The organism is Lysinibacillus sp. NPDC096418 (genome assembly GCF_044762775.1).
In the GTDB taxonomy this organism is placed as follows: Bacteria; Bacillota; Bacilli; order Bacillales_A; family Planococcaceae; genus Lysinibacillus.
Map to the genome: position 1 here is coordinate 132,405 of NZ_JBIWEY010000001.1, position 14,201 is coordinate 146,605.

Annotated in this window: 15 protein-coding genes and 1 other annotated feature; of the genes, 2 read left to right on the forward strand and 13 right to left on the reverse strand. The window is 38.3% G+C overall.

Features of this window, described 5'->3' with window-relative positions:
- Nucleotides 1-69 precede the first annotated feature (69 nt).
- Nucleotides 70-570: a CDP-diacylglycerol--serine O-phosphatidyltransferase gene (gene pssA, locus ACIQZG_RS00650; RefSeq protein WP_402753589.1), complete on the forward strand. Its 501-nt coding sequence runs from the start codon at nt 70-72 to the stop codon at nt 568-570.
- A 90-nt stretch (nt 571-660) separates the two neighbouring features.
- The gene (sigK, locus tag ACIQZG_RS00655) at nt 661-1,368 is read left to right on the forward strand and encodes an RNA polymerase sporulation sigma factor SigK (protein ID WP_402753228.1); all 708 of its coding nucleotides are present in this window, start codon (nt 661-663) and stop codon (nt 1,366-1,368) included.
- A 461-nt stretch (nt 1,369-1,829) separates the two neighbouring features.
- Here the strand turns inward: sigK and mtnN are convergent, their stop codons facing one another.
- The 13 genes from mtnN to alaS all read right to left on the reverse strand — a co-directional run bounded on the left by mtnN (nt 1,830) and on the right by alaS (nt 13,843).
- The gene (gene mtnN / locus ACIQZG_RS00660; protein ID WP_402753229.1) at nt 1,830-2,522 is read right to left on the reverse strand and encodes a 5'-methylthioadenosine/S-adenosylhomocysteine nucleosidase; all 693 of its coding nucleotides are present in this window, start codon (nt 2,520-2,522) and stop codon (nt 1,830-1,832) included.
- A gap of 61 nt (nt 2,523-2,583) precedes the next feature.
- Nucleotides 2,584-3,213 carry a YrrS family protein gene (locus tag ACIQZG_RS00665; protein ID WP_402753230.1) on the reverse strand — a complete coding sequence of 210 codons (630 nt, stop codon included), beginning with the start codon at nt 3,211-3,213 and terminating at the stop codon, nt 2,584-2,586.
- Between the two features lie 108 nt (nt 3,214-3,321).
- Entirely contained in the window at nt 3,322-3,810 is a 489-nt protein-coding gene (gene greA, locus ACIQZG_RS00670; RefSeq protein WP_402753231.1) for a transcription elongation factor GreA, read from the reverse strand.
- A 465-nt stretch (nt 3,811-4,275) separates the two neighbouring features.
- Nucleotides 4,276-4,914, reverse strand: a complete 639-nt coding sequence (gene udk, locus ACIQZG_RS00675) for a uridine kinase (RefSeq protein ID WP_402753232.1) — start codon at nt 4,912-4,914, stop codon at nt 4,276-4,278.
- Nucleotides 4,914-6,194 carry a peptidase U32 family protein gene (locus ACIQZG_RS00680; RefSeq protein WP_402753233.1) on the reverse strand — a complete coding sequence of 427 codons (1,281 nt, stop codon included), beginning with the start codon at nt 6,192-6,194 and terminating at the stop codon, nt 4,914-4,916. The genes udk and ACIQZG_RS00680 overlap by 1 nt, the downstream gene beginning before the upstream one ends.
- A gap of 14 nt (nt 6,195-6,208) precedes the next feature.
- The gene (locus ACIQZG_RS00685) at nt 6,209-7,141 is read right to left on the reverse strand and encodes a peptidase U32 family protein (protein ID WP_402753234.1); all 933 of its coding nucleotides are present in this window, start codon (nt 7,139-7,141) and stop codon (nt 6,209-6,211) included.
- A 5-nt stretch (nt 7,142-7,146) separates the two neighbouring features.
- Nucleotides 7,147-7,779, reverse strand: a complete 633-nt coding sequence (locus ACIQZG_RS00690) for an O-methyltransferase (RefSeq protein ID WP_402753235.1) — start codon at nt 7,777-7,779, stop codon at nt 7,147-7,149.
- A 324-nt stretch (nt 7,780-8,103) separates the two neighbouring features.
- Nucleotides 8,104-9,252, reverse strand: coding sequence for an endolytic transglycosylase MltG (gene mltG / locus ACIQZG_RS00695; protein ID WP_402753236.1), 1,149 nt, complete (start codon nt 9,250-9,252; stop codon nt 8,104-8,106).
- 224 nt (nt 9,253-9,476) lie between these two features.
- Complete coding sequence (locus tag ACIQZG_RS00700) at nt 9,477-10,004, reverse strand: DUF1292 domain-containing protein (RefSeq protein WP_402753237.1); 528 nt, start codon at nt 10,002-10,004, stop codon at nt 9,477-9,479.
- A gap of 80 nt (nt 10,005-10,084) precedes the next feature.
- On the reverse strand, nt 10,085-10,393 hold the full coding sequence (locus ACIQZG_RS00705; protein ID WP_402753238.1) for a DUF1292 domain-containing protein: 309 nt from the start codon (nt 10,391-10,393) through the stop codon (nt 10,085-10,087).
- A 17-nt stretch (nt 10,394-10,410) separates the two neighbouring features.
- Nucleotides 10,411-10,827: a Holliday junction resolvase RuvX gene (gene ruvX, locus ACIQZG_RS00710; RefSeq protein WP_402753239.1), complete on the reverse strand. Its 417-nt coding sequence runs from the start codon at nt 10,825-10,827 to the stop codon at nt 10,411-10,413.
- A 2-nt stretch (nt 10,828-10,829) separates the two neighbouring features.
- Nucleotides 10,830-11,096: an IreB family regulatory phosphoprotein gene (locus ACIQZG_RS00715; RefSeq protein ID WP_402753240.1), complete on the reverse strand. Its 267-nt coding sequence runs from the start codon at nt 11,094-11,096 to the stop codon at nt 10,830-10,832.
- Between the two features lie 86 nt (nt 11,097-11,182).
- Nucleotides 11,183-13,843 (reverse strand): alanine--tRNA ligase, encoded by a 2,661-nt coding sequence (gene alaS, locus ACIQZG_RS00720; protein WP_402753241.1) that lies wholly within the window; start codon nt 13,841-13,843, stop codon nt 11,183-11,185.
- A gap of 78 nt (nt 13,844-13,921) precedes the next feature.
- Nucleotides 13,922-14,135: a binding site (T-box leader), on the reverse strand.
- Nucleotides 14,136-14,201 lie beyond the last annotated feature (66 nt).

Here is a 14,201-nt window from a genome sequence, read left to right on the forward strand (position 1 = left end):
ATCTTAAGTGCAAAGGAGTGATCCCCCTTGTTTTTTTATCACAAGTTGGTGGATACCACGGTTAAGAAAATGAAATCGCACGCAGCTAACTTCATAACAATTAGTAATATGTCCTTTGGTGGTGCAGCAATCATGGCCACTTTACATGAATATTATAGTTATAGTGTCCTGTTCATCTTTATTGCAGCTTTACTCGATCGCTACGATGGTAAAGTAGCACGCGCCCTTGGACAAGAATCCGAATTAGGTAAACAGTTAGATTCTATGAGTGATATTATATCATTTGGTGTGGCACCTGCATTATTAATGTATGAAGTTGTCATGGTTGATTTTGGTTTTGTCGGCATGATGATGACTGTTCTTTACATCGTCTGCGGTGCAATGCGTTTAGCCCGCTTCAACATTAGTGAAGCAAATGGCTATTTCACTGGGTTACCCATTACTGCTGCAGGTACGTTCCTAACATTGACGTACTTCGCTGCAAATACGTTCCACCCTGCCTTTTATCTTTTCCTATTTCCCATACTAGCATTACTCATGATTAGTAATTTTACGCTAAAAAAAGTGTAACAGCGACATCGCTGTTGCACTTTTTTTCATTGAACTCACTTTCGTATCATATAATGTCGAAAAATGATGGTGAGAGGATGAAAACATTTAATGAGCGGAATTTTTACGTCTTTGATGCAACTGTGGTTTGAGATCCCTGCCTTACTTGGCTATTTAAAGGGCAAAACATTTCATAAACCTTTTACAAAGGAAGAAGAAGCTGCTTGTCTTGATCGATTTTTAAATGGTGATGAACAAGCGCGGCTCGACTTAATTGAACGGAATATGAGACTCGTGGCACACGTCGTAAAAAAGTTCCACCCAAAGCATGAACAGCTAGATGATTACATTTCTATCGGTACCATTGGCCTGATGAAAGCTGTCGAAAGCTATACACCCGACAAAAAAACACGCCTTGCCACATATGCAGCACGTTGCATAGAAAATGAAATATTAATGCATTTACGCACACAAAAAAAAGTACAGAAAGATGTATCTTTGTTTGAGCCAATCGGTACCGACAAAGACGGTAATGCACTACAAATCCGAGATTTATTGCAATGTGATGAAGAAAGTGCCACAGAGAAACTTGAGCATAAAGAGCATGTAGCTCAGCTCTATCGGTACCTTCACATGCTCGATGAACGAGAATTAGAAATTGTCACACTCCGGTACGGCTTAAATCATCAAGATGCCTTAACACAAAAAGAAATTGCTGCTCGTCTGCATATATCACGCAGCTATGTGTCACGAATCGAAAAGCGCGCACTCATTAAGCTCTATCAATTTTATAAGCGCGATCAAAAGCCTATCGAATAAATTATTGTAAAAGGTTGTCGTATGAAATTCAATGTATATTATTGTTTTCCATAAAAAAACCCGAGCAGTTTATTGGTCAGATCATTGCTCTTTATAACAGAGCAATCTCTTGGATTTATGGATCACTTCTTTTCTCGGTGGAGAGATTCCCTGGCTTTACAGACCACTACTCATCTCGACACCTTGAATAGTTTCTTTCCCTCTATAGAAGACAAAAAGCTCCTTTGCCATCGCAAAGGAGCTTTATACACAAATTAATGGATTGTTTCACCAAGGTCAGCTGAAATCAGTAAACCAACTAGCGTTGTTATAATTACTACACCTGCTGTTAAAAGTAACATCGTCAATGCCTCCCACCTGAATTTGCATAGAATTTATTGATTTAAGTGTATCATTGGTCTAAATAAAACACTGTGATTTTTCTCACTCTCAACGCTATCATTTTGTCCATTTTGTGTAAATTATAGTGATGCGATAGCTTTTAACACAATTTGTGTCGAATGTTTTGCTGCGACTGGTAAAAACTCATCGAAGCTAATATTCGATTCTTTACCTGCAATATCCGATAACGCACGGATAACTACAAATGGTGTACCAAATTGATGGCACACTTGCGCTACAGCAGCGGCTTCCATTTCAACTGCTTTCATTTGCGGGAAAAAGCCTCGTACTGTTTCTACACGTACTGGATCATTCATAAATGTGTCACCAGAGCAAATAAGACCAACACCATATTGATGCTCACCAACTGCTTTTACAGCTTCTTCTGCAACTTGGATTAACTTATCATCTGCTTTAAAGCCAGCTGGCATACCCGCCATTTGACCAATTTCGTAGCCAAAAGCTGTGACATCCACGTCATGGTGACGTACTTCATCAGAAATCACGACTGCACCTACATCAAGTGCCTCATCGAAACCTCCCGCAGACCCTGTATTAATAACTACATCTGGCTTGAACTCATGCAATAAAATCGTTGTCGACATTGCTGCATTTACTTTACCAATACCACTTTTTAAAAGAACAACCTCTTTGCCATCATACGTACCTGTTGTATATTCACTATCAGCGATAACTGTTTTTTTAATATTTTCTAAAGATGCGCGTAAAAGCTCTACTTCTTCTTCCATTGCGCCGATTACTGCGATTTTCATTAATAATTTACTTCCCTTCTACATTTAACTCTATTAAAAATAATCAAAACAAAGAGATTCGTCAATAGGCACCTTCTAGGGTATTTAACTGTTCAAGCTTTACAGGCTTCCATCCTTCATTGTCTATCCACTCCATACTAACACGGTACATCTCTGTTTTATCCTTCGTAGAGACTGTTGCAATGGCTTTATTGGCACCCCCATTATTTTGCAAGCGCCAAATAATCATATTACTTTCTTCAATACCTGTTACACTCGTAATCGTTGCCACTTTCTCAGCCCAATCGACAGACCTACTATTATAGGACGACACATGCTCACCAGTTTGCGTTGTAGGCGTCGGTTGCCAACTTTCGTCTATAATAACGCGGTCAACAATTGGATCGTCTGACGGTGTTTCTAGAGCCGTATCCTGCTCAATTTCCTGCTCTGGTTGTTGTTCTTCTACCAACTCTTCATCAGGCGTCTCGATATCCTCTTTAATAGGATCATCCACGTTTTCTTCTGGTTCAGTTACTTCTGTATCTTCTTTCGGGGTATCTTCTATATTGTCTTGCCATTTAAATATTGCTATCGTCGTAACAGCAATTAAAACAATAACAACTCCAATTAATACATTTAACCAGCCATTAAACTTTCTTTTAGGAGTTGGTTCCAGATGGCGACTGCTTCGTGTTTGTTTCTCACTCATGAAGTCTCCTCCTCTCTAGCACATATTTTATCAAGTTCTCACGTGCTTGCAAAATAAAAACAGCCAGCTTCTTTCAAAAGAAAGAAGTCAGCTGCTTGTACATATTATTTATTTGATTGAAACAATCTTCACTTTCATTTCTCCACCAGGAGTTTGGATTGCCACTTCATCGCCTTCTGCTTTTCCTAGTAAACCTTTAGCGATTGGTGATTCATTTGAAATGCGGAATTCCATTGGATCTGCTTCTGCTGAACCAACGATTGTGTATGATTCCTCATCAGTCATAGCTTTACCATTGATAATTTCTACAAAAGTCACAGTTTTCCCTAGTGATACAACACTATTGTCTGATTCATCTTCAGTAATGATGAATGCATTACGAATCATTGATTTTAATGTTGAAATACGACCTTCTAAAAAGGCTTGTTCTTCTTTAGCTGAATCATACTCAGCATTTTCAGAAAGGTCACCGAAGTCACGCGCGATTTTAATACGTTCTACGATTTCTTTACGTGTTTCTGTTTCTAATTTCACTAATTCTTCTTCTAATTTTCTTTTACCTTCAGCAGTCATTGGATATTGCTTCTCATTTGACAAAGTAATTCACTCCTTAATTCTTCAGTATAAAAACATAAAACTCGACCAAATGCACCAAATGTTTCGCCACTTATTTAAGCCCAGTGACAAAAAAGAAAGATGCATTTAATCGAATTTTATTATTTTTACTCATTTTCAAAATGCTCTTTGACCTAATAGTATGCTTGTCATGCAAATATATTCATATCAATTACACCTCAACGTAATTGTGTCCAGATTTTGAATTGTGCTTAAGCTGCTAGTTGCCGTTATCGAATGAATGCGACATGCTTTTAGCTACCACCCTACATGTAACTACTTATAAAATCTGTGACATCCGCTTGAAGCTACAACTTTATTCAATAAATTTATGACATCTAGTAAACAGATGATACGTCTATAATCGAATAACCACCTATAGAGGTAGAAATACGTAACTGAATAAAGTTATAAACATGAAAATATTGTCAATACCATTCTATCTTATTACAATACGTTGTCAGTTTCAAGAATAGTTTTAATTTTAGTCACCATTAAGTCAATCGCTACCTCATTATCCCCGCCTTCAGGAATTATAATATCAGCATAACGTTTCGTCGGTTCAATGAATAAATTATGCATTGGTCGAACTGCTGATAAATACTGTTCAATGACCGAATCAGTTGTACGCCCACGCTCTTTAATATCACGCATAATACGGCGAATAATTCGTAAGTCTGAATCTGTATCAACATATAATTTAATGTCCATCAGTTCACGTAAACGCGCATCTTCTAACACTAAAATACCTTCTAGTATAATAACATCCACTGGCTCTACATGCACAACTTCTTTTGCACGTGTATGTTGCACGTAGTCATAGACAGGTTTATCAATCGCCTGACGTTCTAATAATTTATTTATATGCTCAATCAATAAATCGTTATCAAATGCAAGTGGGTGGTCATAGTTAGTTCCTAGACGCTCCTCAAATGTTAGATGACTTTGATCTTTATAGTAAAAATCCTGCTCGATTACAACAACCGAATGGCCACGGAAAACATCATAAATGGCATGTGTCACACTCGTTTTACCTGAGCATGATCCACCAGCGATTCCGATAACAACTGGACGCTTCTGTACCATTACTTATTCTCCTTTCGCATCATATTGTGCGGCTGTAGTGGTGTGTCACATTTAAACTTGACAATTTGTAATGGGTGACGTGCCGCATCTAAAGAATTTCCGTCCTCATCCCAAATTTCTCCCATTGTAAAACGGAAGTTTTCAATTTCAGGTCCAAAGAATTCAACTTCATCACCTGGTTTGAAGTAGTTACGTTGTTGCATTGTGACAATTTTTGTTTCTGGATCGTGGTCTAAAATAAGCCCTGCAAACTCGTAAGTTGTTTTACGACCATGTACACCAAACATTTGCTCTTCATGACCTGGTGCATCATGGAAGAACGCTTCCGCTGCATCACGGTTAGCACATTTGTCTAGCTCTTCAAGCCATTCACGTTTAATCTTGAAATTATCTGGATCTGCACAGTAAGCATCAATTACTTTTCGATAAACAGACATTACTGTCGCAACATAGTGAATTGATTTCATTCGGCCTTCCACTTTCAATGAGTCAATACCAAGCTCAATCATGTGCGGAATCGCTTCGATTAATTTTAAATCTTTCGGGCTCATCGCAAATGGAGCGTCGTTTTCGTCATAAAGTGCTTTTTCTTCGCCATCTTCTAATTCATATAAATCATAGTCCCAACGGCAAGATTGACAGCAGCCTCCACGGTTTGAGTCACGCGCCGTCATATGATTCGACAGTACGCAACGACCAGAATAAGCGATACACATTGCACCATGAACGAATGCTTCGATTTCGATATCGACTTTTTCCTTCATCAGCTTCATTTCTTCGCCGCCAACTTCACGAGCTAATACAACACGATGTAAGCCTTCCTCTTTCCAGTACTGTACAGCTTTCCAGTTTGAAAGAGATTGTTGTGTAGATAAGTGAATTTCAAGCTTTGGCGCGCTGTTACGACATGTTTCGATAATAAGCGGATCTGCTACGATAATCCCAGTCACGCCCGCTGATTCGATATCTTTCAAGTATTGTTCTAAGCCATCCATATTTTCATTATGAGCGAAAATATTTGTTGTTACATAAATTTTCGCACCATATTTGTTAGCGAACTCTACTCCCTCACGCATCTCTTCAATCGAGAAGTTATCTGCATTTGATCGTAAACCAAACTCACGTCCACCGATAAATACAGCATCTGCGCCGTAATGCACAGCGACTTTTAATTTTTCTAAGCTACCTGCAGGGGCAAGTAGTTCTGGTTTCTTTGTAATAACACGTTTACCGTCAACGATTTCACGGATTTTGTCATTTTGCTCTAATGCTAATGCCATTTTCTTGCCACCTCCTAGTACACAGTTTCTTTGAAAATAAAACCAGTATCAAGTGGTCGAATAGCTGGTTGTATTTCTTCAATTGTTGCTAGTAATTCATCTTTAATATCTTCATAAGCATCCTCTGATTCGTCAAAGTATGCATCAATTGCTTTACGATATGCTTCTGTCACCGTCACTACATATTCAGGTGTTTGCAGTACACCTTCGATTTTTAATGAATCAATGCCTGCTTCGAATAATTCGCCTAGCTCATCGATAATACACATATCATTCGGACTGAAAATATGCGTACCATTTGCATCCTCATAAATCGGATATTTATTGTTACGCTCGTCATCATGTAAGAACATGTTACGATTTTCTGTTCTGTTTTCGATTTTCAGCGCTTTATCTTGATATAAGAAATAGTGGCCTAAAAGTGGGCGTTTCGATTGGAACATACACGTCATGCCGTGTACTTGTACTTCGATTTCCACTTCTGCATTTTCTTTAATCTCTAAAACTTCATCTAAAGAAAGCTCACGTGCAAGTACAGCACGTGCCGCACCACGTTTACCCCAGTAGTTCGCAGTAAACCAGTTAGTCGCTGTTGTTTCAGGGTTCCAGTGAAGTGGAATTGAAACGCCTTGCTCACGGGCAACAATTATAACCCCAGGGTCTCCATAAACTAGACGATTTACGCCAATACGTTGCATTTCTTTTAAATATTCGCCTAATGCATCTAATTTGTCATTATGGAATAAAGCATTCACAGCTACATACACCTTTTTACCTGCAGCATGAATCAATTTTGTCGCTTCTTCTACTTCACTAACAGTAAATTCTCCTGCTAGGCGAAGACCAAATTGTTGTTCACCAATGACAAAAGCATCCGCTCCAGCAGTTAAAAGTGCTTTTACATGGTCCACCGACTGCGGTGTTACAAGCAATTCAGGTTTTTTCATTCTAGTCACCTCTTCAAACATAATAATAAGCCATCACCTACTGGTAAAAATGCACACGTATAATCTGGATGGTGCATTATCCAATCTGTGAAATTTTTTAAGTTACGAATCATCGTTCGTTTACGACGGGGTACATCCTTTAAATCTAAATCTGATAAACCATGCATATACATGTTATCGATATACAAGACGCCCCCAGGGTTTACGAGTGGTGCATACTTTTCAAAAAATCGTTGATATTGACCTTTCGCAGCGTCGATAAATACTGCATCAAACGTCGTATGAATCGCTTCTTCATCGACTTCTAACGCGTCACCCTCAATCACAGTAATACGGTCCGACACAGTAGAACGTGCAATATACTCTTTCGCTTTCGTCACACGATCCTCATCTCGTTCAATCGTCACAATTTGTACACGCGGTAAAGCTTCAGCCATACGCATTGCTGAATAACCAATTGCTGTGCCAATTTCTAAAATCTTTGACGGATTTTGAATGCGCAGTAACTGATTAAGTGCATCAATGCCGGCAAGTTGCATAATTGGCACATGATTTTCCGCCGCATAAGCTTCCATTTCTAAAAGCAAATCATTTCGTGGTTGAATAAACGATTGTATATAAGCATCTGATAATTCCATAGTTAGTTTTACACCTCAAAACGCCCTTTTACCTTCACCTTGAAGATATGGGCTATTAGCATAGACGAGTTTCACAACGAGAAATGCCCCGTTATTTGTATATCATCAACGTTTCCAACAAAAAGAAAAGGACCAAACATGATGTCTTGGTACTTCGCCATACAAAAATGAGCAATTGTTTTATCGAATACAATCAAAACAATTGCCACCACGTATAATTTTATCAAAAATCACAACTTATAATAGCATGAAAATAGAAGGAAAGCTATTTTTCTTTCCTTCTATCCCTCTCATTACACTATGTTATTTCCTATTTTTATGAGACTACTCTGCTTTACGTAAATATTTCTCCGTTTTTTGTAAATGTTCGTCATACGTTTTTGAGAAGTGATTAATACCTTCTTTATCCGCTAAGAAATAGAAATAATCTGTTGTGCTTGGATTTAAAGTTGCTTCAATTGATATTTTCCCAGCCCCAGCAATTGGACCTGGTGGTAAGCCTTTATTTTTGTAAGTATTATATGGGTTTGCTACTTCTAAATCCTTAAATAATACACGATCCTTGTGTTCACCTAATGCATATAGGACTGTTGGATCGGTTTGAAGCGGCATACCTTCATTAATACGGTTATAGAACACACTTGCAATTGTCTCTCGGTCTGTTTGTGCAGTAGCTTCCTCTTCTAGTAACGAAGCAAACGTTAGTAATTCATGGACAGTCACTTGTTTTTCTGCTAGTACGTCACTATAATTTTTCACAACGTTATTCATAGCTCCAACCATCTCTTCTACTATTGACTCTAATGACGGCTTCTCTTCAAAATATGAATATGTTGCAGGGTATAAATAACCCTCTAAATCATAACGAATATTATCTGCCAATACTGCTTCTGTTACTAAGTCGGGATAATTTGTCATCATTTTTTGTACAAATGCATCACTCGTTACTAATTCCATAAACTCTTTTTGTGTATAGGCTGTTTTCTTTTCGATTACATTACCAATTTGCTCTAATGTATATCCTTCAGGAATCGTCATCGTAAAGACAGGTGTACGGTACACTCTCCCTGTTTTCAAACTCTCAATCAGCTCGTCCAAAGTCATCGCTTGTGTTAAATCATAATTCCCTGCTTGGAACTGTGACTCATTATTAAATTTCGCATAATATTTAAAAACACGCGCATCTTTAATAATGCCCTTTTTCTCTAATAGCGCTGAGATTGTGCTTAAACTTGAACCTATTGGTACTTCAACGGCAATCGTTTTTGTAGCATCTGGATCCACTGGCTTGAGTGCACTTGACACATAATTATAGCCGATCAAACCTACTAACCCAAACATTAACACAAAAGCAATTGCTATAATGGCAACTATTTTTCTCACTTTTTTTACCTCAGTTTTTCTTTCTTGCATTTTTTCAAACATTACTTGTTTTTTCTCATTCATTTCTTGCTTTTTAGAACCGTTTTCCACGGGTTTCCCCCCTATCACTATCCATTATCATACTAGAAATCAACTTTCACTACAAACGCAAATCGACAATTAGGGATAATTCACCATATATTCCCTCTAGTTATGACGTTATTTATGTAAAAAAGATGCTAATCATCTATTTTGCTATTATGACCAACTATTTTTAACCATACACTCACAGACAAACAAAATCTCCGAGTAGCATTAACCACTCGGAGTTCAGTTTACAATTCATTTAAAATATCTTCAACAAATGCCCATTCCTCATCTGAATTAATCGGTAACAGTTCTACAATTTCACCATTTTCTCCAGGCAAATACTGCGCTGCAAAAATATCACGTTCTTCAAATGGCTCATCATTCGCTGGCACATATAGGACATACGACTTCTTAAATGCTCCAGATTCAAATGTATGAATAACCTCACACACTTGGTCATTACCTTCTTCATCCGTTACTGTAATGAGCTGTGGCTCTTCCTCGAACTCATCTAATAATGTTAGAACAACTTCGTTAATCATTTCCCACTCTGCTTCAGTCTCTACCTTTTGAAGATTTGTCATTTCACCGCTGTTATCATCATAATCAAATGTCATCGCCGAAATATCACCAGGAATTTCATCGCCATTTGCATCAATCAATGAAAAGAGGACATACGATTTTTCCTCTGCATCAAAAGTAAAGACAACGCGACACTTTTGCTCCTTACCGTCCTCACCAATTATCATAAATTCTTGAATTTCTTCATTCATTAAAAGCACCTCCGATATTCATAAAAAAAACAAGGAAAGCACTAGCCCTCCTTGTTTCAAGCCATTACAAAACGTGACGATTATTCTTCGTCTTCGTCCTCTAAAGCGTTTAGTACGTCTTCAACCATATCCCACTCTGCTTCAGTTTCGATTGGCGTTAATTCGCCGTCTTCACCATTTTCAGATGGTACGAATGATGATACGAAGATTTCTACAGAACCGTTCTCATCTTCTTCAGCGCCTACTAATGCATAAAACACGTAAGACTTGCCGAATTCAGGTGACTCATGTACGTGAATCACTTCGCAAAGTTGTTCGTTCCCGTTATCATCAATTACTGTAATATGTTGTACGTGTAAATCTTCTTCATGGTTGTGGTTTTTAGCCATGTTGGTCACCTCATAAATTAATTTTTGCTATCTAAATAGCCTTGTAAAATTAGCACAGCTGCCATTTTATCAATGACTTGCTTACGCTTTTTGCGACTTACGTCTGCTTCGATTAGCATGCGCTCAGCAGCCATCGTCGTTAAACGTTCATCCCAAAGTTTGACCGGCAATGAAAAAGTCTCTTCTAACAACTTTTTATAGTTTTCAGAAGCTTCACCGCGCGGGCCTACCGTATTATTCATGTTTTTCGGGAAACCTACAACAAATTCTGTTACAGCGTATTCCTTTACTAATTCAGCGATGCGTTCAATTCCGAACTCACCATTTGCTTCATCAATTTTTACGGTTTCAATACCTTGGGCCGTCCAGCCTAGTGCATCACTTATTGCAACGCCTACTGTTTTTGTCCCAACGTCTAATCCCATAATTCTCATTTCTAGCCCTCGTTATTCTTTTTGATGTAAAATTTAACAAGCTCTTCTAGAATCTCATCACGCTCAAGCTTGCGAATTAAATTACGAGCATCCTGATGGCGAGGGATATATGCCGGATCACCAGAAAGTAAATAACCGACAATCTGATTGATAGGGTTATACCCCTTCTCCTCTAATGAAGAATGTACCTTCAACATTACCTGCTTAACTTCCTGTTCCATTGATTCTTCTGGAAAACTAAATTTCATCGTTTGATCAAATGAACTCATGACCAGCACCTCGCTTTCAGAAATAAGGAGATGTGCAACAAAGCTCATCTCCAATTTCTCTTATTATACCTGATTTGGCGTATTAATTAAATGGATTTAATGTAATCATACACAGAAAGTAGTGCTTCATCAAGTTTTGAAGCTTCCTTGGCACCAGCCATCGCCATATCAGGACGTCCGCCACCTTTACCGCCACAGCTTTCAGCTACCATTTTAACGATATTTCCAGCGTGATAGTTTCCACCTACTAAATCTTTTGTAACCCCTGCACATAACATAACTTTATCGCCATCGACTGCACCTAAAACAATCACAGATTTCTCCATTTTTCCTTTTAGATCGTCCATCATTTGACGAAGTTGATTATTGTCTTTTGCGTCCACTTTTGTAGAAAGAACTGTAACATCGCCGAAAGTTTGTGCAGCATCAACGATTGCACCCGCTTGCGCATTCGCAATTTTTTGTGATAATGCTTCATTTTCACGTTGTAACTCTTTGTAGTCTGCTTGTAATGAATGTACGCGTGTTACAATGTCTTTTGAGTTTGCTTTAAGAAGTGCAGCCGCTTCGTTTAGAAGAGCCTCTTCTTCTTTTACAGCCTCATAAGCCACTTTTCCAGTTACAGCTTCAATACGGCGAGTTCCTGCACCAATACCACCTTCAGAAACGATTTTGAAGAAACCAATTTCTGAAGAACGTTTTACATGAAGTCCACCACAAAGTTCAATTGAGTAGTCGCCAATTGATACGACACGAACTACATCACCATACTTTTCGCCAAATAGAGCCATAGCGCCCATTGCTTTTGCTTCTTCAATAGCTTTTTCCTCAATCACAACTTCTATATCTTCCCACACTTTTTCATTAACGATACGTTCAATTTGTTGTAATTCTTCTTTTGTAACTTGTCCGAAGTGAGAGAAGTCAAAACGTAAGCGGTCAGGACCAACATAAGAACCAGCTTGGTTGACATGATCACCCAATACATCTTTCAACGCACGTTGCATAATATGTGTAGCTGTATGGTTTTTAATAATTAGATTACGTTCATCACGATGAACAGACGCTTTCACAGTATCTTCAATGTTCATTTCGCCAGATTCAACAAGTACAGTGTGTAACGGTTGACCGTTTGGTGCTTTTTGAACATCTTTCACAACTGCTGTAAAGCTATCATTGGAAATCACACCGCTATCTGCAATTTGTCCACCCATTTCAGCATAAAATGGTGTTTGTGCTAACACTACAAGTGCTTCTTGACCTTCAGAAGCAACTTTTACGACTTGCCCATCAACAATAATTGCCGCAACAGTTGTGTCTGCTTCTAGCTTATCATAACCAACGAATTCACTTGCTACTGTTAAGTTCGCTAGTACTTCACTTTGCACTTGCATTGAGTCTACATCTTGACGAGCAGCACGTGCACGTTCACGTTGTTGTTCCATTGCCGCCTCAAAGCCTTCGTGATCTACTGTCATGTCAACTTCTTCTGCGTACTCTTCTGTTAATTCGATTGGGAAACCGTAAGTGTCGTATAAACGGAAAGCATCTGCACCCGGAATGTAGTTGTGACCAGCTGCTTTTTGTGTCGCAACAACTTCATTAAAGATTGCTAAACCACCGTCTAAAGTTTCATGGAAACGAATTTCTTCGTTTTTAATAACACGTTGGATGAATTCCACTTTTTCTGTCACTTCTGGGTAGAAGTCTTCCATGATAGCACCTACAGTTGGCACTAATTCAAACATAAATGGCTTTTCAATACCGATTTGTTTTGCATAACGTACTGCACGACGTAGTAAGCGACGTAATACATAGCCACGACCTTCATTTGATGGAAGTGCACCATCACCAATTGCAAACGCTACTGTACGGATATGGTCTGCAATTACTTTAAATGGTGTATTAATATCCTCTTCGCTACCGAAAATTTCATTTAAATCAATTTCATTCGGACGTTTATACGTACGATTTGAGAATTGTTCAATTTTCTCAATAATCGGCATGAATAGATCTGTATCAAAGTTTGTTGGCACGTTTTGTACAACTGATACCATACGCTCTAGACCCATCCCTGTATCGATGTTTTGCTTTGGTAGTGGCGTGTAAGTACCATCAGGATTGTGGTTAAATTGAGAGAATACTAAATTCCATACTTCAAGATAACGTTCATTTTCCCCACCAGGATATAATTCTGGATCATTTTCATCATTACCGTAAGCTTCTCCGCGGTCATAGAAAATTTCAGAGTTTGGACCAGACGGACCTTCACCGATATCCCAGAAGTTACCCTCTAAACGGATTAAACGTTCTTCTGGAATACCAACTTCATTTTTCCAAACATCATATGCTTCTTGGTCTTCTGGATGAATTGTAATAGATAAAAGTTCTGGATCAAAGCCCATCCATTTTTTATCCGTTAAGAATTCCCATGCAAAGTGAATGGCTTCTGTTTTAAAGTAATCACCGATTGAGAAGTTCCCAAGCATTTCAAAGAATGTATGGTGACGCGCTGTTTTCCCAACGTTTTCAATATCGTTTGTACGAATCGATTTTTGTGCGTTTGTAATACGTGGGTTATCCGGAATTACACGACCATCAAAATATTTTTTCAGTGTGGCAACACCTGAGTTAATCCAAAGTAATGATGCATCGTTAATTGGGACAAGTGGTGCTGACGGCTCATGATGATGGCCTTTTTCTTTAAAGTATTCTAAATACATGCGGCGAATTTCTGCTGATTTCATGTAAAAATTTCCTCCTCTTATATGTGTAAAATTACGATATGAATCCACTTATAGACGCAAAAAAGCCCTCATTCCCAAAAAAGGGACGAGGACTTATAATCATCTCGCGGTACCACCCTAGTTGTAAGCTATAAAAACCTACCTCTCAAGCACTTGTAACGTAAGTGAACGGCAGGGATTAGCTGCACTCTGGAGTAGCTTTTCCGTAATTGTTAATTGTGGGGATTTTTCCAGCCTAGAAATCCCTTTCTGAACACTTACAAATACGTACTTATTCCATCATCGTTTTTTACTATTCTATAGTGAATTATAAAAAAGATTGCAATATGTGTCAACGTTCATCTTGTAATAAAATAAA

Excerpts from the sequence above, each read along its gene's own strand:
- ACIQZG_RS00715 (WP_402753240.1), bottom strand. The coding sequence starts at position 11,096 with ATGAGTTCATTTGATCAAACGATGAAATTTAGTTTTCCAGAAGAATCA.
- mtnN (WP_402753229.1), bottom strand. The coding sequence starts at position 2,522 with ATGAAAATCGCAGTAATCGGCGCAATGGAAGAAGAAGTAGAGCTTTTA.
- ACIQZG_RS00700 (WP_402753237.1), bottom strand. The coding sequence starts at position 10,004 with ATGAATGAAGAAATTCAAGAATTTATGATAATTGGTGAGGACGGTAAG.
- alaS (WP_402753241.1), bottom strand. The coding sequence starts at position 13,843 with ATGAAATCAGCAGAAATTCGCCGCATGTATTTAGAATACTTTAAAGAA.
- ACIQZG_RS00705 (WP_402753238.1), bottom strand. The coding sequence starts at position 10,393 with ATGGCTAAAAACCACAACCATGAAGAAGATTTACACGTACAACATATT.
- udk (WP_402753232.1), bottom strand. The coding sequence starts at position 4,914 with ATGGTACAGAAGCGTCCAGTTGTTATCGGAATCGCTGGTGGATCATGC.
- ACIQZG_RS00690 (WP_402753235.1), bottom strand. The coding sequence starts at position 7,779 with ATGGAATTATCAGATGCTTATATACAATCGTTTATTCAACCACGAAAT.
- pssA (WP_402753589.1), top strand. The coding sequence starts at position 70 with ATGAAATCGCACGCAGCTAACTTCATAACAATTAGTAATATGTCCTTT.
- sigK (WP_402753228.1), top strand. The coding sequence starts at position 661 with ATGAGCGGAATTTTTACGTCTTTGATGCAACTGTGGTTTGAGATCCCT.
- ACIQZG_RS00685 (WP_402753234.1), bottom strand. The coding sequence starts at position 7,141 with ATGAAAAAACCTGAATTGCTTGTAACACCGCAGTCGGTGGACCATGTA.
- ACIQZG_RS00665 (WP_402753230.1), bottom strand. The coding sequence starts at position 3,213 with ATGAGTGAGAAACAAACACGAAGCAGTCGCCATCTGGAACCAACTCCT.
- ACIQZG_RS00680 (WP_402753233.1), bottom strand. The coding sequence starts at position 6,194 with ATGGCATTAGCATTAGAGCAAAATGACAAAATCCGTGAAATCGTTGAC.
- ruvX (WP_402753239.1), bottom strand. The coding sequence starts at position 10,827 with ATGAGAATTATGGGATTAGACGTTGGGACAAAAACAGTAGGCGTTGCA.